At 63.1% G+C, this 25,712-nt stretch carries 19 protein-coding genes; 13 read left to right on the top strand and 6 right to left on the bottom strand.

Annotated elements, in window-relative coordinates; all coding sequences use genetic code 11:
* Positions 1-48 precede the first annotated feature (48 nt).
* Complete coding sequence (locus GM655_RS02880) at positions 49-2,169, top strand: diguanylate cyclase (protein WP_308807394.1); 2,121 nt, start codon at positions 49-51, stop codon at positions 2,167-2,169.
* A 53-nt stretch (positions 2,170-2,222) separates the two neighbouring features.
* Here GM655_RS02880 and GM655_RS02875 read toward each other — a convergent pair whose 3' ends face one another.
* On the bottom strand, positions 2,223-2,675 hold the full coding sequence (locus GM655_RS02875; RefSeq protein WP_155433104.1) for a hypothetical protein: 453 nt from the start codon (positions 2,673-2,675) through the stop codon (positions 2,223-2,225).
* A 167-nt stretch (positions 2,676-2,842) separates the two neighbouring features.
* On the opposite strand from GM655_RS02875, the gene GM655_RS02870 reads away from it, so the two are divergent.
* Positions 2,843-3,940: a M29 family metallopeptidase gene (locus tag GM655_RS02870; protein WP_155433103.1), complete on the top strand. Its 1,098-nt coding sequence runs from the start codon at positions 2,843-2,845 to the stop codon at positions 3,938-3,940.
* On the opposite strand, the gene GM655_RS02865 is transcribed toward GM655_RS02870, so the two are convergent.
* The gene (locus GM655_RS02865) at positions 3,937-4,887 is read right to left on the bottom strand and encodes a LysR family transcriptional regulator (protein WP_229632347.1); all 951 of its coding nucleotides are present in this window, start codon (positions 4,885-4,887) and stop codon (positions 3,937-3,939) included. The genes GM655_RS02870 and GM655_RS02865 overlap by 4 nt on opposite strands.
* Positions 4,888-5,004: 117 nt before the next feature.
* Here GM655_RS02865 and GM655_RS02860 point away from each other — a divergent pair, with 117 nt between their 5' ends.
* Both GM655_RS02860 and GM655_RS02855 read left to right on the top strand, forming a co-directional pair.
* Entirely contained in the window at positions 5,005-5,844 is an 840-nt protein-coding gene (locus GM655_RS02860) for a phytanoyl-CoA dioxygenase family protein (RefSeq protein ID WP_155433102.1), read from the top strand.
* The gene (locus GM655_RS02855; protein WP_155433101.1) at positions 5,844-6,659 is read left to right on the top strand and encodes a sugar phosphate isomerase/epimerase family protein; all 816 of its coding nucleotides are present in this window, start codon (positions 5,844-5,846) and stop codon (positions 6,657-6,659) included. The genes GM655_RS02860 and GM655_RS02855 overlap by 1 nt, the downstream gene beginning before the upstream one ends.
* Here GM655_RS02855 and GM655_RS02850 read toward each other — a convergent pair.
* Together GM655_RS02850 and GM655_RS02845 are read right to left on the bottom strand one after the other, a co-directional pair.
* Entirely contained in the window at positions 6,650-8,563 is a 1,914-nt protein-coding gene (locus tag GM655_RS02850; RefSeq protein WP_155433100.1) for a CHASE domain-containing protein, read from the bottom strand. The genes GM655_RS02855 and GM655_RS02850 overlap by 10 nt on opposite strands.
* Positions 8,564-8,575: 12 nt before the next feature.
* Positions 8,576-9,691 carry an HD domain-containing phosphohydrolase gene (locus GM655_RS02845; RefSeq protein ID WP_155433099.1) on the bottom strand — a complete coding sequence of 372 codons (1,116 nt, stop codon included), beginning with the start codon at positions 9,689-9,691 and terminating at the stop codon, positions 8,576-8,578.
* A 149-nt stretch (positions 9,692-9,840) separates the two neighbouring features.
* Here GM655_RS02845 and GM655_RS02840 point away from each other — a divergent pair, with 149 nt between their 5' ends.
* From GM655_RS02840 to GM655_RS02800, 9 genes are all read left to right on the top strand, one after another.
* Complete coding sequence (locus tag GM655_RS02840; RefSeq protein ID WP_155433098.1) at positions 9,841-10,293, top strand: MarR family winged helix-turn-helix transcriptional regulator; 453 nt, start codon at positions 9,841-9,843, stop codon at positions 10,291-10,293.
* Between the two features lie 8 nt (positions 10,294-10,301).
* On the top strand, positions 10,302-11,039 hold the full coding sequence (locus tag GM655_RS02835; RefSeq protein ID WP_155433097.1) for a 2OG-Fe dioxygenase family protein: 738 nt from the start codon (positions 10,302-10,304) through the stop codon (positions 11,037-11,039).
* A gap of 332 nt (positions 11,040-11,371) precedes the next feature.
* A complete protein-coding gene (locus GM655_RS02830; protein WP_155433096.1) occupies positions 11,372-12,055 on the top strand; it encodes a CerR family C-terminal domain-containing protein in 684 nt (227 codons plus the stop codon).
* Positions 12,056-12,057: 2 nt separating this feature from the next.
* Complete coding sequence (locus tag GM655_RS02825) at positions 12,058-13,575, top strand: efflux transporter outer membrane subunit (protein WP_155433095.1); 1,518 nt, start codon at positions 12,058-12,060, stop codon at positions 13,573-13,575.
* A 12-nt stretch (positions 13,576-13,587) separates the two neighbouring features.
* Positions 13,588-14,748 carry an efflux RND transporter periplasmic adaptor subunit gene (locus tag GM655_RS02820; protein ID WP_155433094.1) on the top strand — a complete coding sequence of 387 codons (1,161 nt, stop codon included), beginning with the start codon at positions 13,588-13,590 and terminating at the stop codon, positions 14,746-14,748.
* A 9-nt stretch (positions 14,749-14,757) separates the two neighbouring features.
* Positions 14,758-17,904 (top strand): efflux RND transporter permease subunit, encoded by a 3,147-nt coding sequence (locus GM655_RS02815; protein WP_155433093.1) that lies wholly within the window; start codon positions 14,758-14,760, stop codon positions 17,902-17,904.
* A 40-nt stretch (positions 17,905-17,944) separates the two neighbouring features.
* Positions 17,945-18,400, top strand: a complete 456-nt coding sequence (locus GM655_RS02810; RefSeq protein ID WP_155433092.1) for an AraC family transcriptional regulator — start codon at positions 17,945-17,947, stop codon at positions 18,398-18,400.
* 90 nt (positions 18,401-18,490) lie between these two features.
* Positions 18,491-19,603, top strand: coding sequence for a glycosyltransferase family 9 protein (locus GM655_RS02805; RefSeq protein ID WP_196308694.1), 1,113 nt, complete (start codon positions 18,491-18,493; stop codon positions 19,601-19,603).
* Between the two features lie 134 nt (positions 19,604-19,737).
* A complete protein-coding gene (locus GM655_RS02800; protein ID WP_155433090.1) occupies positions 19,738-20,859 on the top strand; it encodes a branched-chain amino acid ABC transporter substrate-binding protein in 1,122 nt (373 codons plus the stop codon).
* 23 nt (positions 20,860-20,882) lie between these two features.
* Here GM655_RS02800 and GM655_RS02795 read toward each other — a convergent pair whose 3' ends face one another.
* Both GM655_RS02795 and GM655_RS02790 read right to left on the bottom strand, forming a co-directional pair.
* Entirely contained in the window at positions 20,883-21,989 is a 1,107-nt protein-coding gene (locus GM655_RS02795) for a response regulator (protein ID WP_155433089.1), read from the bottom strand.
* A 48-nt stretch (positions 21,990-22,037) separates the two neighbouring features.
* Entirely contained in the window at positions 22,038-25,673 is a 3,636-nt protein-coding gene (locus GM655_RS02790; protein WP_229632346.1) for a response regulator, read from the bottom strand.
* Positions 25,674-25,712: the final 39 nt, after the last annotated feature.

Here is a 25,712-nt window from a genome sequence, read left to right as displayed (position 1 = left end):
TAATCTACTACACAATTTAATCGCGCCATCATCCCAGGAGACCGATCGTTGGCAGCACGGATACACCGCCCACGGCAGCACCGTAGCGCGCTCGCGCTGGCTGCTGCATTGTTGTTGTCGCCGCTACTGGCCTCGGCACAAACCGAGGAATCCGGTATGTATCAGCGCATCCTCGATATCCGCGACCAGAGCCGCTTCGTCCCCGAAAAAGCCCTGACCCAGTTGCTGGCCCTGCAAGCCAAGGCAGAACAGGAACCGCCGGCCACCCGCGCCGAACTGATCAACCAGCTCAGCGTGGCCCACTTGCGCACGGGCCAGCTCGACGCTGCCATGGCCGATACGGAACAGCTGATCAGCTTCGGCCGCGCCCAGCGCGATGACGCCATGCTGGCCAAAGGCTTGCTCGCCAAGAGCTATGTGCTGTTCGAAAAAGCCGAAGCCCGGGCCGCCTACCAGCTAGCCTTCGAAGCGGAAAAACTGGCCAACAAGAGCAGCGATCTGGTCCTGCGTTCGCAGGCTCAGGTGACGGTGGGGCAAGCCTATGCCGAACAGGGTGACTTCCCTACCGCCCTGAGCAAGATGCAGCAGGCACTCGATACGGCGCGTCAGGCCACCAGCGATCCCGTCATGCTGTTCGGTGCCCTGAATGCACTGACCCAGCTATACACCCAGATGAAAGAGTACGACAAGGCCGACCTCACGCTGCAGGAAATGCTGGAGCTGGCCGGCCAGCTGCGTTCACCGGGGCGCATGGCGGCAGCCAAGACCACCGAGTATGTGCTGGCAGTGGGAATCGGCCAGTACAAACGGGCCATACAGGCGCAGCAACTGGCACTGGACCTGATGCGCAAACTGGGCTCAGAACGCGGGATAGGTATGGCGCTAGGCAATCTGTCGGACGCCTATCTGAAGCTGCACGATTATCCGCGCGCCGCCCAGTACGCCAACGAATCGCTGCGTTCAACCCAGAAATCCGGCGACCGCAGCATGGAATCGACTGCGCGCGCCAATCTGGCCCAGGCCTATCTGGCGATGGGCCGTATTGCCGAAGGCAAGCAGCAATACGAACAGGCGCTGAACCGCTACGAGCAGGAGAACAACAAGCCGCTGCTGCAGGATGCCCTGCGCGAATACGGCGAGGCGCTGGAACGGGTGGGCGATACGGCCGGTGCCGTCTCGGCCTATCACCGCGAGCGCACCATTTCCGACCAGTTGTTTGAACGGCGCCGCCAGCAGGCCGTGCTGGAGCTGCAGGAGAAATACGAGACAGAGAAGAAGCAGCGCCAGATCGAACTGCTGAGCCGCGACAACCAGCTCAAAGGCACGGAGCTCGATAACAAGCGCCTGCAGCAGCGCGTATGGTGGCTGCTGGCACTGGTGACGGCGCTCGGCGCCCTCATCGTCGGCATGCTGTACCGCCGCGTGCGCCATGCGAATGCCCAGCTGGAAGTGAAGAATCTGGAACTCAAGGCCCAGTCGGTGCGCGATCCGCTCACGGCGCTGTACAACCGCCGCCACTTCCAGGACTTCATGCGCGCGCTGCCGCACAGCGAGGCGCGCGAGTCCGATCTGGTGGGCGCCCTGCTCCTGCTGGATGTCGACCACTTCAAGCATATCAACGATAGCTACGGCCATGCAGCCGGCGACGCCGTGCTGAAAATGCTGGCCGAACACCTGCGCGTGGCGCTGCGCGAAACCGATATGATCGTACGCTGGGGCGGCGAAGAATTCCTCGCCTATCTGCCGGCCGTGTCACGCCACGGCATCGACGATGTGGCGCGCCGCATCCTACGCAGCATCGCGGCCCAGAAAGTGGAATATCAGGGCCAGAGCATTACGGTGCAGGTCTCGGTCGGCTATGCGCCCTTCCCGCTGGCCCCCGACGGCACCCCGCTGCCATGGGAGCGCGTGGTGAATCTGGTCGACATGGCGCTGTATCTGGCCAAGGCGCATGGCCGCCACCGTGCGTATGGCCTGCGCGGCTTCGCCAACTTCGAACACACCACGCTGGAAGCCATCGAGCAGGATCTGGAACGGGCGTGGAGGGCCGGCTTCGTCGATCTGTCGGTGGTGCTCGGCGATGCGCCCGATGCCGTGCCACCTAGCCCGAACGAAGCCAATAACGTGGTCCACATCAAGCACGCGCAAAAAAATAGCCACGCTACCTGAGGCGGTAGGGTGGCTGTTTTGCGTGCCGCGTATGGTTTCCGCGCACGCCGGGCTTATTCGGCGTTGATCTTCTTCGGTGCTGCCGGCGGTGCAAACGCGATGGTTTCCGCTTCCGGCGCGCCATCCAGCGCGTCCGACTGATCCAGCCAGTTGCGCAGCTTTTCCATCCGGCGTATCAAGATGCCCTTGTGGCTGATGTAACCCACCTGCTCGAAGTTCTCGGCCTTGACCGTCATTTTCGAGACGGTAGGCAGATTGTCGACCAGCCGGTCAAAGGCCTTACGCGCCTTGTGTTCCCACTTCTGCAGATGCGCTTCGTTGAAACGGTTGCTCTCGTAATAGATCGTCAGCGTGCGGTCGTGATTACCAAAGCCGACGATCGCCGCGCCCTTGCGCACGGTTTCCAGCACATCAGGCTTGATGTTCGGGGTCGGCACAAACAGGGCCGCGCGGCCCGTTGCATCCGGCCGCTCGTACGGCAAATCCTGTCCCATTAATACGCTCATCACGCTTCCTGTTGTTATGTTGCTGCTAGGCTATATTTCGATTCTATCCTGCGATTTTGCACAAGACAAGGAGAAAGCGTAGGAACGTGGCGTTGCGGATAATCAAGCTGGCGCAAGCCGTATAATGCCGGCTGTCCCCATTTAACTGCTTTGCTGCCCTTGCCACCATGAACTCCCCTACCCCTGCCAGCACCACTCCTGCCAGCCCTTACGGCGTGATTCCGGAATCTGCAGTGGATACGGCAGCCATCAATATCGGCAACACGGTGCGCATCGCCATCGGCCTGACCGAGCAGCAGGCCGCCCTGATCGTGCATGACCAGCGCACCGATCTGAACCGCGCGCTGACCGAAGGCTACCGCCGCAGCCTGCCGCAAGCCGAATTTATTGACTTCGACAGCGTTACGCCGGAGCAGGTGCTGGCTGCATTCGACCGTTATCAGGCCGGTGATCTGGTGGTACTGATCCAGTCCACCAGCTTCCGGCTGGAAGCCTTCCGGGTCCGCATCGAACTGTTCAAACGGGGTCTGAAAGTGATCGAGCACGTGCATCTGGCGCGCATGCCCGATACGGCGCAGGGCCTGCTCTACATCGACGCGCTGGCCTATGATCCGGCCTATTACCGCGGCGTGGGCCACGCGCTCAAGGCGCGCATTGATCAGGCGCCGTATGGCGTGGTCGATAGCGGCGCGGGCGAAAAGCTGGTATTCGGTTCGCCGTTCGAAACGGCCAAGCTGAATATCGGCGACTACAGCGCCATGCAGAACGTCGGCGGCCAGTATCCGTTGGGTGAAGTGTTCACGGAAGCGCAGGATCTGGAAGCCGTGAATGGCCGCGTGCGTATTTATGTATTCGGCGATACCAGCTTCCGCGTCAACCATCCGGCCACGCCGATTACCCTGATCGTGGAAAAAGGCCGCGTCAGCGGCACGGAAAACAGTACGCCCGAATTCGACACCGTGCTGGAACTGATACGCGCCCATGAAGGCGAAGTCTGGCTGCGCGAACTGGGCTTCGGCATGAATCGCGCCTTCTCGCGCGAACGCATGGTGGCCGATATCGGCACCTACGAGCGCATGTGCGGCATCCACCTGTCGCTGGGCGCCAAGCATGGCCAGTACGCCAAGCCGCAGTTCCGCCGTGCCGACACGCGCTACCACATCGACGTCTTCGCCATTACCGAAGGCGTGTATCTGGGCGAAGAATGCGTGTACCGCGACGGTGCCTGGCAGGTCAGCACCGGGCAGGCCAGCCCCGCCGCCTAAGCGACCAGCAGCCCCGCTGCCATCAGCTCGCGATCCCACGGCGGCACGGGCTGGTATTCAGCCAGCAGAAAATCGATCAGCGCGCGCACTTTGGCCGACGGCTGGCGGCTGGCCGGATACAGCGCGCTCAGATGGTTGAGCGGCAGCGCCCAGTCCTGCAGCACCGGCACCAGCGTGCCGGCCAGTAGCGCGCGCCATGCCAGAAAAGTCGTGTTGTAGACGATGCCCAGCCCGCGCTGGGCCGCCTGCTGCAGCACCACGCCGTTATTTGCCGTAAAACTGGCCGTCACCCGCACCGATTCGCGCTGCTCGCCCCGTACAAACTGCCACAGCGTGCCATCCGTCAGATGACTGAAATGCAGGCAGCGGTGCTGCTGCAATTCCTGCGGGTGGCGCGGTACGCCGTAGCGCTGCAGATAGTCGGGCGAGGCACACAGCATGCCGCGGCACGGCGCCAGCGGACGCATGGCCAGCGCGTGCACATCCGGAATTCCGCCGACACGGATGGTCAGATCAAATCCGTGCGCAATCGGGTCGAGCAGAGCGTCGTCCACGTACAACATCGGGGTCAGTTGCGGATGCAGTGCGGCGAAGCGTGCCACGGCATCGGCCAGCCACTCGCTGCCAAAGCTCGACGGGGCCTGAATGCGCAGCGGCCCCGCCAGTCCCGCCCCGGCCGTCGCCTGGCTGACCTGATGCAGCGTGCGGGTAGCTTCCTGCGCCTGCGCCAATGTGGCCTGGCACGGCGCCAGGTAGGCCAGCCCCGCATCGGTCAGGCTGACCTCGCGCGTGGAACGGTGCAGCAGCCGCGCCTGCAAACGCTCTTCCAGCTGAAGTATGTGCTTACTGACCATGGCCCGCGTGAGGCCCAGCCGGCGGCCGGCCTCGCTGAAGCTGCGCCAGCGTGCCACTTCGACAAAAATTTCCATCGCGCGTAACTGATCCATGCCGCCATTGTCTCGATTCTGGCGACAATGTGTCAACCATCGCCCCATTGTAGGCGTCTGCTTGTCGCCCTAAACTGCCAAATTGCACTGTATTCGCCCTCGAAAACGGAAAAAGCCATGCTGACTGACATCCAGAAACAACAATATCAACGCGACGGCTACATCGTCCTGCCAAACTTCAAATCGGCCGAGCAGATCGCTGCCCTGCGCGCACGCGCCGAACAGATCGTCGATGCCTTCGATCCCAGCCAGCGCTCCGGCATCTTCAGCACCATCGAGCAGGAAAAGACCAATGACGCCTACTTCCTCGGCTCGGACAACACCATCCGCTGCTTCTTCGAGGAAGAAGCGTTCGGCCCGGACGGCCAACTGAAACAGCCCAAAGCCCTGTCGATCAACAAGATCGGCCACGCCATGCACGATCTCGATCCCGTGTTCCGCAGCTTCTCCAGCGATGCGCGGCTGGCCGAACTAGCGCGCGATCTGGGACTGGCCGAAGCGCAGGTATGGCAATCGATGTACATCTTCAAGCAGCCCGGCATAGGCGGCGAAGTGCGCTGGCATCAGGACGCCACCTATTTCGATACGGATCCCATCAGCGTGACCACCTTCTGGTTTGCGCTGGAAGACGCCACCTTGCAGAACGGCTGCCTGTGGGCCGAACCGGGCGGCCACCAAGGTCCAATGCGCGAACGCTTCCTGCGCAACGGCGACGAGCTGCGCATGGAAACCCTGAGCACCCAGCCCTGGCCCGACAACAGCACGGCCGTGCCGCTCGAGTGCAAGGCCGGCAGCCTGGTGTGCTTCCACGGCCTGCTGCCGCACTACAGTGCGCCGAATCGCTCGCCCATCTCGCGCCATGCCTACACGCTGCACGTAACCGACGGTGCCACCGCCTATTCGCCATACAACTGGATACAGCGCGACGCCAGCTTCCCCGTGCGAGGCTTTATCTGATGAAGATCGAAATCTTTGCCGCCCACTGGGGCAATAACGAACTGGCGCCAGACGTCTTCATCGAGCGCGTCAAACAGGCCGGTTTCGACGGCATCGAAATGTCGCTGCCGCTCGACGTGGCAGCGCGCGAGGAATGGACCACGCGCATTGCCGAGGCGGGGCTGGGCCTGATCGTGGCGCAATGGGAAACCGTATTCCATAGCGACTTCGCGGCGCACCGTGCGGCACTCGAGCAGCTACTGCACAACGCCTGCGCAGCACGCCCGCTGCATGTCAATTCGCATACGGGCAAGGACTACTACACGCGCGAGCAGAATCTGCAGCTACTGCAACTGGCGGCCGATATCTCGCGCCAGCATGGCATCCCCATCGTGCACGAAATCCACCGCAGCCGCTTCAGCGGTCATCCGATGTTGCTGCTGCCTTATCTGCAGCAACTGCCGGAGCTGCAGCTCACGGCCGACCTGTCGCACTGGTGCTGCTCCTGCGAATCGCTGCTGGAAGACCAGCCGCATACGCTGGCCGCCACCCTGCCTCAGGTGCGCCACATCCATGCCCGCGTCGGTCATGCACAAGGCCCGCAGGTGGCCGACTTCCGCGCGCCGGAAGCGCAGGCTGCGCTGGCAGCGCATCTGGGCTGGTGGGATGAAATCATCCGCCTGCGCCGCGCCGCCGGTGCCAGCCGCATGACGCTGACGCCGGAGTTCGGCCCCGTGCCTTACACCCAGACCCTGCCCTATACGCAGAAGGAAGTATCGAATGCGTGGGAACTGAATGTCGCCATGCTGGAGCTGCTGCGTCAGCGCTATGCCTGAAGCGGCTGCTCTTCCGGCGGCAGTTGCAACGGCAGCACCAGCGTCACCGTGGTGCCCTGGCCGGCTTGCGATTCCACCTGTATGGTGCCGCGCAGCACGCCCGTGACGATGTTGTAGACGATGTTCATACCGAGGCCGGAACCGCCCTGCCCCAGTTTGGTGGTGAAGAAGGGATCGAAGATCTTGCGCAGCGTGCCCGGCGACATGCCGACGCCGTCATCGATGAAGCGCAGCGTGACGGCATCGGGACTCTCCAGCCGGCCCTCGATGCGGATGGCACCGCAGTCGCGCCCATCGAAGCCGTGCAGCAGCGAATTGCCGATCAGATTGCTGAGCACCTGACTCAGACTACCGGGATAGGAATCGAACTCCACACCGGCCGGCAGATCCACCGTGACGTTGCAGGCGCTGCGGCGCAGCTGGGCTGCATAGGTGGCCAGCGTATCGTGCACCACGTCATCGAGCTTGAAGCGGCGGCGCTGGCCGCTGGCCTGATCCACCGCCACCTGCTTGAAAGAGGTAATCAGGTCGGCAGCGCGGGTCAGCGAACTATTCATGATGTCGCAGGCTTTGCGCGCATCCTGCATATGGGCTTCCAGCGCCGAGCGTTTCAGGCCGCCATCGTTGGCCAGCTTGTGTTCCAGTTCGCGCACCATGTCGCTCAAGGCGCTGGCAGTCAGCAGGCTATTGCCGATCGGTGTATTCAGCTCGTGCGCCACGCCCGCCACCAGTGCGCCCAGCGACGCCATCTTTTCTGACGTCAGCAGATTGGTCTGGGCCTGCTTCAGGGTCTCCGTCAGCGCGGCCAGATCGGCGCGCGCCTGTTCCACCTTGAGCTTCTGCCGTTCCAGTTCGGCCAGACTGTATTCCAGCCCGTGCCGCGCCACCGTCATGCGCCGGGTCGAGACCAGCAGCGCTGCAATCAGCGCACTGATGATCACCCCGGCAATACCGATCAGGACCACCGGCCACGGCGCGCGCGTGTAGCGGCTACCGGCATGGCCCTGCACTTCCACCTGCCACTGGCGCATCCCCACCACCATGGGCATCTGCGCGGCCAGATCTTCCAGCGCCGCGGGCGCTGCTGCTGCTGCTGCGCTGCCGGCCCGGCTGTCGTACATCAGCGTGTGCGCACTGGGCGTCAGCGGTGTGGCATCCTGGCGGTAGCCGCGGTCCTGTATGCGCACATGCAGGTGCTCCAGCATGGCCGGGTCTATCACTTCGCGCATCAGCGTATTGACCTTGAAGACGATGGCCACAAAGCCCACCAGCGCTGCTTCGCGCTGGGCTGCCGTCTGTAGCAGCGCGCCGTTACGGTACACGGGGGCGCGGGCCACAAAGCCGGGTTCACCACTGCTATCCTGTACCAGCGTGATGCGCTCGGTGGCGACGATCTGCCCGCTATCGCGCCCCAGTTGCAGCGCACGCAGATGGGGTGGCAGCGCCGCCAGATCCAGCCCGAAGGCAGCCTCGTTGCCTTTCAGCGGTTCGGTATATTCGATCACATAATGCAGCGGCAGGCTGCTGGCCGGATGCACGCTGAAGGCCGGATAGCCAGCCTTGCGTATACTGTTGCTGAATTCTTGCAAGCGCTGCTCGGGCACACGCCGCACAAACTGTATGGCCTGAAAACCGGGATAGCGCTGGTCCAGCTTGAGTTCGTTCACATAGCGCTGGAAGCGCTGGCGGTCCATGCCGTCATCGAGCGCATACACGCCCTTGATGGCCAGCAGCACATCGAAATAGGTCTGCAGCCGGGTTTCCGTATCGCGCACGACTTTTTCCGCATCGCGCTCGAAGTTGCTGCGGATCTGATGGCGCTGCGCCGTCAGCACGATCTGGCAGGTTGCCAGGGTCAGACATAAGCCCACGATAAATGCCAGATAGCCGCGCGATTTAAGCATGGGTGCTAGCGCCTATTCCAGCGCAGCGGGCGCACAGGCGGGAGTATCAGCCTCGTCGCGGTAGCGCGCGGCGATCTCCATGAATTCCTCTTCTATGGTCAGCATGGCATCGACCACATCGGGATCGAAATGTTCGCCGCTCCCCTGGCGTATCATTTCCATCGCCGTCTCGTGGCTGAAGGCCGGCTTGTAGACGCGCTTGGAAATCAGCGCATCGTACACATCGGCCACCGCCATCAGGCGCGCCGAGATGGGGATGGCATCGCCCACCAGCCCTTGCGGATAACCGCTGCCATCATATTTTTCCTGATGCGAGTAGGTGATTTCGCGCGCAAAGCGCAGGAAGGTGTTGGAGTAGCCAAGCTGGTTTTCCACCGCCACGATGGCATCGCGGCCAAACACTGTATGCTGTTTGATAATGGCGAATTCGGCTTCCGTCAGGCGGTCCGGCTTGAGCAGGATGGCATCCGGTATCGATACCTTGCCGATATCGTGTAGCGGCGCAGCCTTGAACAGCGCCTTGATATTCGCTGCGCTCAGCTCTTCGGTAAAGCGCGGATGGCTGCATAGCTGACGCCCCAGCGCCGCCACATAGTGCTGCACGCGGCGCAGGTGGTTGGCGGTTTCGTATTCGCGCGTTTCGGCCAGCGAAGCCAGCGCCCAGATCATCGCATCGAGCATCTGGCTCAGTTCCACCGTCAGCTCTTCCACCACATGCTCGAGCAGGTTGCGCTGCTGCTTGAGCAGCTCGCGCGAGTGGCGCAGTTCGAGGTGGGCCGCCACGCGGGCGCGCAGCAGATCGGCCAGCACGGGCTTGTGCAGCACATCGACGCCGCCCTCGAGCAGGGCGCGTGCTTCGTCGGCTTCCTGCTGCAGGAAGATCACGGGGATTTCCGCCGTATCGGGACTGGACTTGAGCTGCTGGCAAACGTTGTAGCCATCCATATCGGGCAGCGCCGTATCGAGCAGTACCAGATCCGGCCGCGGCACCTGCTGCATCAGCTGCAGCACACCGGCGCCCTGATTCGCCAGCAGCACTTCATAGTGCTCCTGTAGCATCCCGTTAATCGAGATCAGGTTGTCCGCCGCTGCATCGGCAATCAGTACGATGGCCTTCCTGGTGTTCATCCGCTGCTACTCCCAAGGTTAATCCCTAGCGTTATATTAACCGACCATAGTGCCTGCCAGACATTTTTCTCCGCTTAATTTGGTGACCCGGCAACGCCAGCAGTGCCGCTTTGCTTGCAATTGTATCGCGCACTACTTATACTGGATGCATGACTACTCAAGCTCCCCCTTCCGGCGTACCGCAACTGGACCAGCAGTTGTGCTTCGCTCTGTACTCGACCTCGCTCGCGATGAGCAAGCTGTACCGCAAGCTGCTGCGCGGCCTGGGCCTGACCTATTCGCAATATCTGGTCATGATGGTGCTATGGGAGCGCAACGAACTGACCGTATCGGAAGTGGGCGAACGCCTGTTTCTTGATTCAGCCACCCTGACCCCGCTGCTCAAGCGCATGGAGCAGGCCGGCCTGCTGACGCGCGCGCGTGCTGCCAGCGACGAGCGCCAGGTCATCATCAGCCTGACGCCGCAAGGCGACGCGCTGCGCCACGAAGCCGCCAAACTGCCGCCCTCCATCCTGCAGGCCACGCATTGCAGCGTGGATCAGGTGGTCGGTATGAAAACCCAGCTGGACGCCCTGCGCGCCAGCTTGATGTCCGCCAGCTAGACCCGACCATGACCAGTCCCGCACCGTTCTACACCCACCCCTCGCAAATGGCTGAAGCGCTGCGCAAGGATGGCTATGCCATCCTGCCGCCGCAGGATGTGGCCGCCCTGGCCGGCGTGCCGCTGGCCACGCTGAACCAGCTAATCCCCAGCTGGGAAGGGCTGGAGCCCGATCTGTACATGAAGGACGGCGGGCGCTACCGGCGCCGGCGCCATTCCTGCTTCATCCTGCATGGCAGCGAACTGCAGCAGACGCCGCACCGCGCCCACTGGCAGCCGCTTGAATACAACGCGCTGCATGGCGGCATGAACCGATTGTTCGAACCCATGCTGGCCGAGACCGTGGCCCTGCCTGCCTGGCCGGCCCTGCTGCAGGGACTCGGGCAGCTGTGCAGCGCTGCGCGGCGCAGCAGCACGCCCTGGTACGTCGAGGCGCACCAGTTCCGCATCGACACGACGGACGGCATAGGCCGGCCCACGCCGGAAGGGGCGCACCGCGACGGTGTCGATTTCGTCGCCGTGATCCTGATCGGGCGCAAGGATATCAAGGGCGGCGAATCGCGCCTGTTTGAAGCAGACGGCCCCAATGGCAAGCGCTTCACGCTGAGCGAGCCATGGACCCTGCTGCTGCTCGATGATGCCGCCGTGATCCACGAATCGACGCCCATCCAGCCGCTGCAGCACTACGGCCACCGCGACACGCTGGTGTTGACCTGGCGCAGCAACGGTTTCCAGGGCCAGCCCTGAAGTCAGGACCGCAGCGCAGCAGAGGATTTAATTTTTTACCAATCTGGCGAGAACGACAGCGTAGTTCTACGGTATTGCACCGCAACATAAACAGGACTATAGTAGAACTGTCTCCTCCGTATGTCGCCTGACATTGGAACTATGCCCGCCCATCTGGTCGCGGGCATTTTTTTTATTCTCCCCACAATATTTCCCTTAGCCATACGACTGCACTGCATCAGTTGCTGATTCAGGCAGGGGGACGACTTCGTTCCCATGGCGGCTTACGCGCCTTAATTTAAACAACTGATTTAGTTATATCAATCGTTTAAATTATGTGATGTAATGGCGCCATGAACGCAAAATCATCCTCTCTACCCGCTCACGACGACAGCCGCAAACCCCGTTCCGATGGCGAGCAGTCGCGCACCCGCCTGCTGCAGGCGGCCACGCGTCTATTCGGCAATCAAGGTTACAGCCGCACGTCGACACGCGAAATCGCCCAGGCGGCCGGTGCCAACGTGGCCGCCATCAGCTACTACTTCGGTGACAAGGCCGGCCTGTATCAAGCCTGCTTTGCTGCCATGTGCGAGCCGGCGCCCGACAACATCGCCCAGTTCGACCAGCCGCACTACACGCTGCGCCAGTCGCTCGACGGTTACTACCGCCAGCTTCTGGCGCCTTTGCTGGCGGGCGAGGATGCCCAGCAGCTGGTGCGTCTGTTCTACCGCGAAATGCTGGAGCCGACCGGGCTGTGGGAACGTGAAATCCACAACAACATCAAGCCCGAACATCTGGCGCTGGTGGGAGTACTGAGCCGCCATCTGGGCCTGGCCCAGCCTGACGACCGCGTGCACCGGCTGGCCTATGCACTGGTCGGCATGGCCATCCAGCTACTGGTCGGGCGCGACATCATTCATACCATCACACCTCACCTGCTGGCCACTCCGCAAGCCGTGGCCGATTGGCTGCAGCATCTGGGCGACTACGCCGAGGCACTGGTGCAGGCCGAGAAAAACAAACTTCAACAAGGATAAGCATGAAGCTACTTCAACGCACGGGAGCATTAGCTGCCGTGGCAGCGCTGAGCGCCTGCGCCACCCCGGTGCCTGCGCCCCATGTGACGGCGCAGGTGCCGCCACAGTGGCAGGCGCCGCTGCCCCATCACGGCAATCAGACCGAGCTGGCCAACTGGTGGCGTGCCCAGAACGATGCCCTGCTGGTGCAGCTGATCGATGCAGCGCAGGCAGCCAGCCCGAATGTGGCGGCAGCAGCCAGCCGCATTGCCCAGTCGCGCGCCGAACGTGTGGCAGCCGGTGCCGCGCTGGCGCCCTCGCTTGATGCGGCCACCAGCATCAGCCGCGCCAACCAGCAATCCACGCTACCTATGGGCACCGTCTCGCAGGCTGCCCTGCAGGCTAGCTGGGAGATCGACCTGTTCGGCGCCAACCGTGCAGCGCGCGATGCGGCGCAGCAGCGCTACGATAGCGCCCGCGCGGGCTGGCATGATGCGCGCGTCTCCGTGGCGGCCGAAGTGGCCAACCAGTATTACGGCCTGCGTGCCTGCGAACGGCTGCTGGCCGTGGCCAGACAGGATGCCGCTTCGCGCACCGATACGGCACGCCTGACCGAACTCAGTGCGCAGGCGGGCTTCCAGTCGCCCGCCAGTCTGGCACTGGCACGCGCCAGCGCTGCCGATGGCAATAGCCGCGCCATCGCCCAGCGCGCCGCCTGCGATGTCGATGTCAAAGTCCTGGCCGCACTGACGGCGATCACCGAACCGGAACTGCGCCGCCAGCTGGCAAGCGCCAGCGGCAACGCTGCTGCAGCTGGTGCTGGTGCTGCTGGCACTGACGCTGGCGCAGCAGCTAGCGCCCCAGCCATTGCGATTGCCGAACTGCCAGCCAGCACCCTGAACCAGCGCCCCGACGTGTTCAGCGCCGAACGCGCCGTCAGCGCCGCCAGTGCCGACGTCGGCACAGCGCAGGCCGCGCGCTATCCGCGCCTGACCCTGTCTGGCTCGGTCGGCGTGGCGAATTTCCGCGCCGGCGGCGACAACACCAAAACCGATACCTGGACGATCGGCCCGCTGTCCATGACGCTGCCCATCTTCGATAGCGGCAAGCGCAGCGCCAATGTGGAAGCCGCACGGGCCCGCTACGACAGTGCCGTCAGCAGCTACCGCGCCACGGTACGTCAGGCAGTCAGCGAAGTGGAACAGGCACTGGTCAACCTCGATGCCAGCGCCGCGCGCAGCAGCGATGCCCAGACCGCCCTGCAAGGCTATCGCGTCAATTTCAGCGCCGTCGAACAGCGCTACCAGGGCGGCCTCGCCAGCCTGTTCGAACTGGAAGACGCACGCCGCACCCGCCTGGCGGCGGAACAAAGCGTGATCAATCTGCAGCGCGAGCGTAGCGCTGCCTGGGTGGCGCTGTACCGCGCCGCCGGTGGCGGCTGGTCCAGCGCCAGTACTGTACCGAACACCGGCACCGGCCCTGCGGCTGGCACCGATACCGCCAACCGCCACGGCACTTCCGCCCTCGCCAGCCCCCAATAATCCCTGTACGCCATGAAAACTCTGAAAACCTCCTACAAGCCTGTCGCCTTTGCCCTGCTGGCGATCTTTACTGCCGGCGTGGTCGGCATGACGCTGTTCTCGCCTGCCTCGCACGCTGCCAGCGATGCCAAACCGGCGGCTGCCAAGCCAGCCCTGACCGTCACCACTGCCAAGCCCGAAGCAGCACGCCTGCCCATCAAACTGGCCGCCAACGGCAATGTGGCCGCATGGCAGGAGGCCAGTGTCAGCAGCCAGTCGAATGGTTTGCGGCTGGCCGAAGTGCGCGTCAACGTGGGCGATGTAGTCAAGGCAGGCGATGTGCTGGCCGTGTTTGCCGCCGAAACAGTGGAAGCGGATCTGGCTCAGGCCAAGGCAGCCCTGCTGGAAGCCGAAGCCAATGCGGCCGAAGCCGTGGCCAATGCCGCCCGCGCCCGCAGCCTGCAGAACACCGGCGCGCTGAGCGCCCAGCAGATCAGCCAGTACACCACGGCCGAACAGAGCGCCAATGCGCGCATCGCTTCCGCCAAAGCCGCACTGGCCAGCCAGCAGCTACGCATGAAATACACCAAGGTCGTGGCGCCCGATAGCGGCGTGATTACGGCGCGCAGCGCCACCGTGGGCGCCGTATCCGGCACTGGCACGGAACTGTTCCGCATGATTCTGCAAAGCCGCCTCGAATGGCGTGCCGAAGTGGTGGCCGCCGACCTGCGCCAGCTCAAGCCAGGCACCACAGCCAGCGTCAAGGCCGCCAACGGCAGCGTCGCCAGCGGCAAGATCCGCATGATTGCCCCCACCGTGGACGCCCAGACCCGCTCGGCGCTGGTGTATGTCGACCTGCCTGCCAGCGCAACCAGCGGCAAGGATGCGCCATTCAAAGCCGGCATGTTCGCCAGCGGCCAGTTCGATCTGGGCACGTCCGACGCCATCACCGTGCCGCAGCAGGCCATCGTGGTGCGTGACGGCTTCAGCTTCGTGTTCCGTCTGAATGCGGATAACCACGTCAGCCAGATCCGCGTGCAGCCGGGCCGCCGTCTGGGCGAGCGCATCGAAGTGCTGAATGGTCTGAACAGCGATACGCAGATCGTGGTGCGCGGCGCCGGCTTCCTCAACGATGGTGATCTGGTACACAACGTCGCCGACAGCGCTGCCGCAGCCAAAGTGGCCGCCAAATAAGGAACGCCGATGAACTTCTCTGCTCTCTCCATCAAGAACCCGATACCGGCGATCATGCTGTTTGCATTGCTATCGCTGGCCGGCATGATGGCTTACAAAGCCAATCCGGTGCAGGACTTCCCGGATATCGAACTGCCCATCGTCACCATTACCGCCACGCTGGATGGCAGTGCGCCCGCGCAGCTCGAAACCGAAGTGGCACGCAAGCTCGAAGATTCGGTCGCCACCCTGCAAGGGGTAAAAAACATCTACACCACGGTGCTGGACGGCGTTTCCACCACCACGGTGGAATTCATCCTCGAAAAGCAGATCGCCGACGCCGTCAACGATGTGCGCGACGCGGTGGCACGGGTGAAAGCCGATATGCCGGCCGAACTGCGCGACCCCACCGTCACCAAGGCTTCGACCGCAGGCCGCGTGGTGCTGACCTTTACTGCCGCCGCTTCCAACGCTGCGGGCGAAAAGCTCGATACGCAGGAACTGAGCTGGTTTGTCGATAACACGGTATCCAAGCGCCTGCTGGCCGTACCTGGCGTGGGTGCCATCAAACGCGTAGGCGGCGTCAAGCGCGAAATCCGTGTGGAACTCGATGACAGCCGCATGGCAGCGCTGCGCGTGTCCGCCATCGATGTATCGCGCCAGCTACGCCTGGTGCAGAAAGAAGCGCCCGGTGGCCGTGGCGACGTGAGCGGCGCCGAACAGGCAGTGCGCACCATCGCCACCGTCAAGAGCGCGGCCGAACTGAGCGCGATGGAACTGCCGCTGGCCGACGGCCGCCGTGTACGTCTCGATCAGGTAGCCACGGTGACCGATACCGTGGCCGAACCGCGCGCTATCGCGCTGCAGGATGGCGCCCCCGTGATCGGCTTCGAAATCTTCCGCACCAAGGGCGCCAGCGAACTCGCGGTGGCCAAGGGCGCGCGCGCCGCCATTGCAGAACTGGCGCAGGCTAATCCGCGCGTCGAACTCAAACAGGTGATCGACAACGCCTTCCCCGTCGAAGAAAACTTTGGCGGTTCGATGGAACTGCTGTACGAAGGTGCCATCCTTGCCGTGCTGGTGGTGTGGTGGTTCCTGCGCGACTGGCGCGCCACGCTGGTGGCCGCCGCCGCCCTGCCGCTGTCCGTACTGCCGGCCTTCCTCGGCATCTATCTGTTCGGCTACACCCTGAATACCGTGACCTTGCTATCGCTGGCACTGGTGGTAGGCGTGCTGGTGGACGATGCCATCGTGGAAATCGAAAACATCGAGCGCCATCTGCGCATGGGTAAAACCCCGATGGAAGCGGCGATGGAAGCGGCCGACGAAATCGGCATGGCGGTAATCGCCACCACCTTTGCGCTGGTGGCCGTGTTCCTGCCTACCGCCTTCATGGGCGGCATTCCCGGCCTGTTCTTCAAGCAGTTCGGCTGGACCGCCGTGGTAGCCGTGCTGGCTTCGCTGGTCGTCGCCCGTCTGCTCACGCCGATGATGGCGGCCTATCTGCTCAAGCCTGCCGCCCATGCGCAGCAGGCCGATGGCTGGCTGATGACGCGCTACATGAAGGTGATGCGCTGGTGTTTGCAGCACCGTCTGGTCACGGCCAGCGCTTCGATGGCCTTCTTCGTTGGCTCCATCATGCTGGTGGGCCTGCTGCCGACCGGCTTCGTACCGGCCGCCGACCGCTCGCAGACCCAGATCAATCTGGAACTACCGCCCGGCTCCACGCTGGCCGAAACCCGTGTGGTGGCCGAGCGCGCCCGCACTGCGGCGATGGAAGTCCAAGGCATCAAGTCCGTGTTCAGCTCCATCGGCGGCGGCTCCAGCGGCGACGCTTTCGCCCCCGGTGCGGCAGCCGAAGCACGCAGCGCCGTGCTGACCCTGACCACCGTGCACCGCAACGAACGCAAGGCTTCCATGGCTGATCTGGAAGGCGAAATCCGCGACAAGCTCAATGCCATCCCCGGCGCCCGCTTCAAGGTGGGCCCGCCCGATAACGGCGTGAAAATGCAGCTGGTGCTGCGCAGCGAAGATCCGGTGGCGCTGGCAGAAACGGCACAAAAGGCCGAGCGCGAACTGCGTACCCTGAAGGGCGTGGGCAATGTGCGTTCCAGCGCTTCGCTGGTGCGGCCGGAAATCATCGTCACGCCGGACTTCGCCAAGGCAGCCGATCTGGGTGTGACGGCAGCAGCCATAGGCCAGACTGTGCGCGTGGCCACGGCCGGCGATTACGATACCGACCTGACCAAGATGAACCTGCCCGAGCGTCAGGTGCCTATCCGCGTCAAGCTGCCGGACGCCGTGCGCGCCGACCTCGATGCGATTGGTCGCCTGACCGTGCCGGGCAAGAATGGCCCTGTGCTGCTGGCCACGGTGGCCAGCATCGCGGTGGAAAGCGGTCCGGCCCAGATCAACCGCCTGAACCGCAGCCGCAACGTCACGCTGGAAGTGGAGCTGGGCAAACGCGCGCTGGGCGAAGTCAATGAAGAAGCGCGCGCCCTGCCTACCCTGAAGAATTTGCCGCCCTCCGTAAAGATCGCCGAACTGGGCGACACGCAGGAAATGGCCGCGCTGTTTGCCAGCTTCGGCATCGCCATGCTGATCGGCGTGCTGTGCATCTACTGCGTGCTGGTACTGCTGTTCAAGGACTTCATGCAGCCGGTGACGATTCTGGCCGCCCTGCCGCTTTCGATCGGTGGCGCCTTCGTGGCGCTGCTGATTACGGGCCGCGCCCTGTCCATGCCATCCATGATAGGCCTGATCATGCTGATGGGGATCGTTACGAAAAACTCTATCTTGTTAGTTGATTATGCTATTCTGGCGCGTCAGGAAGGCATGAGCCGCTTCGAGGCACTGGTAGACGCCTGCCACAAACGTAGCCGTCCCATCCTGATGACCACCATCGCCATGGGCGCGGGCATGATGCCGCTGGCGCTGGGTCTGGGTGCCGATCCGAGTTTCCGTTCGCCGATGGCGATCACGGTGATCGGCGGGCTGATTACCTCGACCCTGCTTAGCCTGCTGGTAGTACCGGCCGTGTTCACCTACATCGATGATCTGGAACACCTGCTGAAACGACTGATGGCCAAACTGCGCCGCCGGCCAGCCCAGCATGACGATGATCAGGATGGCCGTAGCGTCACGCCGCTGCGTCAGGTTGCCGGAGGTGGCCACTAACGCAAATATCGAACAAGCAGAGTAAGCAAAGGGGCAGGACATGGAATACGACATCAGGCAGCTAGCACCGGTACGGGTAGTCTATCTGCGCTACAAGGGTCCGTTCGGTCCTGCCATCGGCGAATTCTGGCAGGAAGTCTTCACGCCGTGGCAGAAAGCCATGGGGCTGGTGAACAAAGTCACTTACGGCGTGGCGCTCGATGATCCGGCCAGCACCCCTGCGGCCGAATGCCGCTACGACGCCTGCGTGGAAGTGTCGGCCGAATACCCAGTGCGCGAACCAGCCCGCGCAGCCGAACTGGCGGGCGGCAGCTACGCCGTGGCGCAGTTCCATGGCACGGCGGCCGAAATCGGTCCGGCCTGGGGCGCTTTCTTCGCCCAGTTGCAGGCCGACGGCAAACCGCCGGCCGGCCCCTGCTTCGAACGCTATGCGGCCGATTACGCGATGGATCCCGCTAGCGGTGCGTTCAGTGCGGAACTGTGCATACCGCTGTAACCGGGCTGTAAAGAAGCTGATACAAATCGGGCCGCAGTGTTCACCATGAATATGCGATACTCCGAGCCAGTACAGGAACTATTTCAGAACATGGCGTTTTTCCGCAAGCTGCAGCCTTTACCCGCCACGGCAATGGCGCCGGGCCGGCGCATTATGCTGGCCAAGACCACACAACTGGGCGATCTGGTCATCAGCCTGCCCATGGCCGCTGCACTCAAACAGCACGACCCGCACTGCACTGTCATCCTGCTGACCAACCGCCGCACGGCCGACATTGCGCGCCACTGTCCCGACGTGGATCAGGTCTACGCGGCGCCGGAAGATGGCGCCGAACTGACCGCACTGCTAGCTGCCGTGCGGCCCGATATCTTCATCCAGGTCAACCCTTGCCGCCGGCTGGCCCAGAGCGCCTACGATGCGGCGCTGCCCATCCGTATCGGCTCGCTGTTCCGGCTATATAACTGGCAGCGCTGCACCCATCTGGTGCCTATCTCCTCGCCCAACTCGGGCCTGAACAAGCGCCTGCTCGATCTGCAGTATCTGCGCCCGCTGGGCATCGTCATCAATGACGCCACCCAGATACCGGCGCTGTATCACCTCGCGCCGCCGGCAGCGGCAGCCATGCCGGCCGGCGCAAGCACGCCTGCAGGCGCGCTGCATCCGGCCCAGTTTGCACAGGGCCGGCGCACGGTAATCCTCAGCCCCGCGCTGGTGACGGCACGTTCGCACCAGTGGCCACTCGAATTCTATACAGAGCTGATCGAGCGTATCGACCCACGCGAAGTACACTGGTTCATCTGCGGCACAGCCGAAGACCGCGCCAGCCTGCAGCCCTTACTGCAGCGCCATGCCCATGCGGCGAATGTGACGGATCTGGTGGGCCGCTTGTCGCTGACGGAATTCATGGCCTTTATCAGCCAGTGCGACGGACTGGTGGCCGGCAGTACAGGGCCGCTGCATCTGGCCGCCGCGCTGGGCATCCACACGCTGGGCCTGTTCCAGTCGCGCCGCAGCGATGTGCAGCGCTGGCGCCCGCTGGGCCCCATGGCCAGCGTGATTCACAGCCATGTGCGCTGTCGCGGCGAACGCCGGCTAGCCCATGGCGCCAGCGTGATCCCCTGCCCCTGCATGGCGGCGATTCCTCCCTCCACCGTGGCCGAGCATGTGCGTAGCTGGTTCGCCATGCGCGGACAGCCGAACTAAATTCGGCTGCAATGGCTATTCTCAGGATGGGGCCGACAAAAAAGGCCCTCTGCGCAACCAAGTCACACGATAATATTTTCCGTTTTTAGCGATAATCCTGCTATCGTTTTACCCTACCAAAACTCGGAGATCACATGAAATTGAAGCACATCGTACTGGCCGCTGCCCTGCTGGCCACCGCTCAGGTTCAGGCTCAGGAAACCGTGGTGAAGATAGGCCACAGCGGCCCGCTGTCGGGCGCGCAGGCTTTCTCGGGCAAGGACAATGAAAGCGGTGCACGGCTGGCGGTGGAAGAACTGAACGCCAAGCCTATCACCGTAGCGGGCAAGAAGGTGCGCTTCGAACTGCAATCGGAAGACGATCAGGGTGATCCGAAAGCCGGTGTGGCGGCAGCCCAGAAGCTGATCGATCAGGGTGTGAAATTCGTCGTCGGTCCGTACAACTCGGGCGTGGCGATTCCCGCTTCGCGCGCCTACAACGACGCCGGTGTGCTGATCGCAACCGTGGCCACCAACCCGAAACTGACCCAGCAAGGTTACAAGGGCATTTACCGCGTCAACGCCAGCGACACCCAGCTCGGTGGCAAAATGGCGTTGTATGCGGCCAATGAGCTGAAACTCAAAAACGTCGCCGTAATCGACGACCGCACGGCCTTTGGCCAGGGGCTGGCCGAAGAATTCAAGAAGCAGGCCAAGGCGGCCGGCATGACGGTGGCAGGCCATGAATTCACCACCGACAAATCGTTCGACTTCACTTCCATCCTGACCAAGCTGAAAACCAAGAAGGTGGAAGCCATCTTCTTCGGCGGCTATGCACCGCAGGCGGCACCAATGGCACGCCAGATGAAACAGCTGGGCATCAACGCACGCCTGCTTGGTGGCGATACCATCTGTACGGTGGAAATGGGCAAGCTCGGTGGCGATGCCGTAGGTGAAAACGTGCTGTGCCCGCAAGGCGGTGCCTTGCTGGACAAGGCTGCCAGCGGCCCTGCCTTCAAGAGCAAGTTCAAGGCGCGCTTCAAGCAGGATGCCGACGTATATGCCGCCACCTACTACGACGCCACCATGATGTATGCGCAGGCCATGCAGAAGGCGAATTCGCTCGACCCGCAGAAAGTCGGCGCCGTGATCAGTGGCGGCGAATACAAAGGCGTCGCCGGCAACTACAGCTTCGATGCACGCGGCGACATGAAGCAGTCGCCCGTCACCATCTTCAGCTTCAAGGCAGGTCAGCCTAGCGCTATCACCACCTACTGACCTACTGATAAGCAGGCGCCTGTTCAGGCGCCGTGCTCCTCGTCCGCATAGCGCGCCGCAATGGCGCGGAACTCGTTCTGCAGCGTGATGAAGGCGTCGAGGATATCGGCGTCGAAATGACTGCCCCGCCCTGCACGCATGATGGCCAGTGCTTCCTCGTGCGTCTTGGGTTCCTTGTAGGCGCGCCGCGAGATCAGTGCATCGTACACATCGGCCACCGCCATCAGCCGTGCCGATAGCGGAATCGCATCACCCTGCAGTCCTTCCGGATAACCACTGCCATCCCACTTCTCCTGATGCGAATAGCAGATTTCCTTGGCCGTCTGCAGGAAGGGCACGCTCACGCCCAGGCCCTGTTCAGCATGCACGATGGCGTTGCGGCCCAGCGTGGTGTGGGTTTTCATGATTTCGAATTCATCCGCATCGAGCTTGCCCGGCTTGAGCAGGATGCGGTCCGGAATACCGACTTTACCGATATCGTGCAGCGGCGCCGATTTGAATAGCTGGGTGATGTAGCGCGGCGTCAGCGTGGCGGCAAAGCGCGGATGCGGTGCCAGATATTCGGCCAGCAGCTTGACGTAGTGCTGGGTGCGCAAAATGTGGTTGCCCGTTTCGTTGTCGCGCGTTTCGGCCAGCGAAGCCATGATCAGAATCGTGACATCCTGCAGCGCCTGCACTTCATCCGTACGGCGCTGCACTTCCTGCTCCAGATAAGCGTTCTGGTCGCGCAGGAAATCAGCCGAGGCTTTCAGCGTCAAATGGGTCTGTACCCGCGCCAGCACGATGGGCGGGCTGACCGGCTTGGTGATGTAATCGACGGCGCCCAGATCGAAGCCCATCTGCTCATCTTCACGCTCGGTCTTCGCCGTCAGGAAGATCACCGGAATTTCGGCCGACACGGGATCCGCCTTGAGCCGGCGGCAGACTTCGTAGCCATCCATATCCGGCATCATCACATCGAGCAGGATCAGGTCAGGCGCCTTGTCGCTCTGGGCGATTTTCAGCGCGCGGGCACCGTTGGGCGCTACCTTCACGGTATATTGTTCGGACAGCAGATCGCTCATCAGCGTCAGCTTTTCCGGCGTATCGTCCACAACCAGGATGACGGGCTTGCGTGCGGTGATGCTCATGCATTTTCCTTATTCGCGCTTTTGGCTTATTTATAGGCTATTCAGTGGCTATTTATTGATGGCGCTCTCGCTGGCATTGTTCAACAGCTCCAGCGCCAGCTCCATATCGAATTCGTTTATTGCCTGTTCCAGCGCACCAAACTGCTGCGGGAAACTCGCTGCAAACAGGGCTTTGTGTTCATTCAGCAGATGCGCGCTGCGCGCATCATCATCAGCCAGCAGCGACATCAGCTCGCGCACCAGCTGATCGCGCTCGGCTGGCGTATATTGTACGGCAGCCGCCGCCTGCTCCTGCGGCAAGGCTGCTTCGATGGCGCTGATCTGGCTGGCCAGCACCTGCGCCAGCTGCGCCAGTTGCGGCTCCAGCTGCTCTACCAGCACGGCAGCGCGGGTACTGCCCGTCTGCGCCGGCGAGAGCGCATGCTCGATGGCGTCGGCCAGCAGTTGCAGCGCATCGGCACCGATATTCCCGGCCAGGCCTTTAAGCGTATGGGCTGTGCGCTCGGCACCGGCGCGGTCGCCCATCTCGAGCTGGGTGCGCATCTGCTGTACGGCGCCCGCCTGATTCGTTGTGAACGCGCGCAGCATGCTGATGTAGCGCGCCTGCCGCCCCATCACGCGGCGCATGCCGCCCACCATGTCCAGCCCCTCGATAGGGGCTAACGGTGTTTGCGCCGGTGCGGCATATTCAACGACAGCTTCGGCCGCGGGTTGCTCGGCTGCCTCGGCAGCGCTGCGCACCGGTATCCAGCGCAGCAGCACGCGCCACAGCTCATCGGGCTCGATAGGCTTGACGATGAAATCGACCATGCCCGCTTGCAGGCACAGTTCGCGGTCCGCCTGCATGGCGTTGGCCGTAATGGCCACCACGGGCAGTGGGTCCAGCGCCGGCAGCGCGCGGATGGCACGGGTGGCTTCTATGCCATCCATTTCCGGCATCTGCATATCCATCAGCACCAGTTCATAGCCGCCGCGCTGGGCCATCGCCAGCGCTTCCAGGCCGTTGACGGCAATATCCACCTGCAGCCCCGCATCGAGCAGCAGTTCGGCGGCAACCTGCTGGTTCAGCTCATTATCTTCCGCCAGCAGCACGCGTGCGCCGCGTATCGTGCCCAGCGCCGCCAGCATGCTGAGCGGTGCCACCCGCGCCTGCGCCGCATCGTCCACGGCACCACCGAGCAAGCGGATCAGGGTATTGAACAGGACCGAGGCGTTGACGGGCTTGATCAACACATCATCGAAGCCGGCGCTATGGGCTTGCTGGATCACTTCTTCGCGACCATAGTCCGTCACCATCAGCAGGCGTGGCGGCGCGGCCAGCGCCAGTGCGCGGATGGCACCGGCCGTATCCACCCCGCTCAGGGCGCCCATCTGCCAGTCCAGCAGCACCACTTCATACGGCTGATCGCTCAACGCGGCCACGCGCACCATGGCCAGCGCTTCGGCACCGGAAACGGCCGTCTCCACTGCGAAGCCCATGCTGGCCAGCATACCGGCAATCACGCTGCGTGCGCTGGCATTATCATCGGCCACCAGCAGACGCCGGCCGCGCAGGTCGGGCGATGGCAGCAGCGTCGGGCGCTGGCTCTGGCCTATCGCCAGGCGGGCCGTGAACCAGAACGTCGAGCCTTGTCCCAGCACGCTCTCCACGCCCGTCTCGCCCCCCATCAGCTGCGCGAGTTTGCGCGAGATCGCCAGGCCCAGCCCCGTGCCGCCGTATTTGCGCGTGGTGCTGGCATCACCCTGCTGGAAGCTCTGGAATAGCTGGCCGATCTGCTCTTCGCTCAGGCCTATGCCGGTATCACGCACGGCAAAATGCAGCACCGCATGCTGCGCATCGCGGCTCTGCACGCGCACCGTCACGGCCACTTCGCCGCGCTCGGTGAACTTCAGCGCGTTGTTGGCGTAGTTGATCAGAATCTGGCCCAGCCGCAGGGCATCGCCTTCCAGTGCGGTGGGCACGTCCGGCGCCACATCGAACACCAGTTCCAGTCCTTGTGCGCTGGCCTTGTCACCGATCAGCGTGGCCAGATTTTCCAGCAGCTGATCGAGTTCGAACGGCTGCTTGTCCACCTGCAGCTTGCCCGCTTCGATCTTGGAGAAGTCCAGAATATCGTTGATGATGCCCAGCAGGTGCTGGCCGGCGCGCTGGATCTTCTGCACGTAATCGTGCTGGCGCGGCGTCAGCTCCGTCTTCAGCGCCAGATGGCTCATGCCGATGATGGCATTCATCGGCGTACGGATTTCATGGCTCATATTGGCGAGGAATAGCGACTTGCTGCGCGTGGCCTCTTCCGCCGTTAGCTTGGCTGCGCCGAGTGCCTGCGCGGCCGCATGTTCCGCCGTGACATCGGCCAGATAGCCGTTCCACACCTGTTCCTCGGCGCTTTGATGCACGCAGCTACAGTGCAGGTCGACCCAGCGCTGGGTCAGGCCGCCTTCGGCACCGAAAGCGATACGCCGGTGTACAAACCAGTGCTGGCGTGTGCTGTCCGCAAACTGGGCCAGCAACCCGCTCTGCCCTTCCGGATCGAGCAGCGCGAACAGGGTTGCACCATCGGCCAGCACGTCGCTGGCCTGCAGACCCGTGATGGCCGTGATGGCTGGGCTCATGAAACGGAATTGCGGCTGGCCACTGCCATCCACCTTGAACTGGTAGACCGCGACCGGCAGGTTGTTGGTGATCTCACGCATGCGCCGCTCGTTTTCAAAGCGCACCTGGCGTGCATGTTCTGCCGCGCGGGTGCGCCCCGTTACCACCAGCGCAAACAGCCACACCGCAGCGGCGCAGCCAGCAGCCAGCGCCAGTTGATGCCACAGGGGCAGCCACTGGCTACGGTCCTGCATGATCAGTACGCGCCACTGACCGCCGTCATCGGGCCAGCTCAGCGTGGCACTGGCTATGGCATGGGTCTGGCCCGCGATGCTGGTCTGGCTGCCACGGGTTTCGAACGGTAGCTGCAAAGGCCCGCTGGCGGAAAACACATCACCAAACTGGCGCTCCTTTTCCAGTTGCGCCATGCGGGCCGGCGCAATCTGGCCACTCACCATGTAGAGGTATTCATTGCGGTTGGTGGCGAACACCACACCGTCGGGCGATAGCAGCAGCGCAGGATCCTTGCTGCGCACCAGGATGCGGTCGATTTCGGCGGCCGGCATCTTGATGGTGTAGACCCCGGCTATCGGCGTGTCGCGCGAATTCCCGCTATACACGGGAGCGGCGAAATACAGGCCGCGCTCGTGCGAATTGCTGCCGATGGCGGCATATACATTCGCCTGCCCGGCCAGCGCACGCCGTACATAAGGGCGGTAGCGCAGATTGCGTCCCACGCCTATGGCCTTGCCTTCCTTGTTCAGATAAGCGACGGTGCTGCCATCACCAGCCAGCACGAATACGGTATCCGCGTTGTACTGGTCCAGCACAGCGGCGAAATTCACATGCAGGCGATAGGCATCGGCACTCATTGCGCCGGCCAGCAACTGCTTGACGCTGTCCTCCACCAGTCCCATCAGAATGGCGCCGCCCATCACGCGGCCATCGGTGCTATCGATCTGGATTTGCCGGGCAATGTCGTCGGCGCGCGCGCGCAGGTCGCGGCCATGCTGCTGGTATACCACCTGCCGCTGGATCAAGACGGCGCTCGCCGCCACCAGCAAGGCCAGTCCGGCCCAGCGTATCAACATCAATTTACGCCAGCCGCGCCGCTGCAGGCTGTTTCGGAA

It is taken from the genome of Pseudoduganella danionis (assembly GCF_009720775.1).
Lineage (GTDB): Bacteria > Pseudomonadota > Gammaproteobacteria > Burkholderiales > Burkholderiaceae_D > Rugamonas > Rugamonas danionis.
The sequence above is the reverse complement of the archived record's forward strand: the minus strand, read 5'-3'. Positions and strand labels throughout refer to the sequence as shown.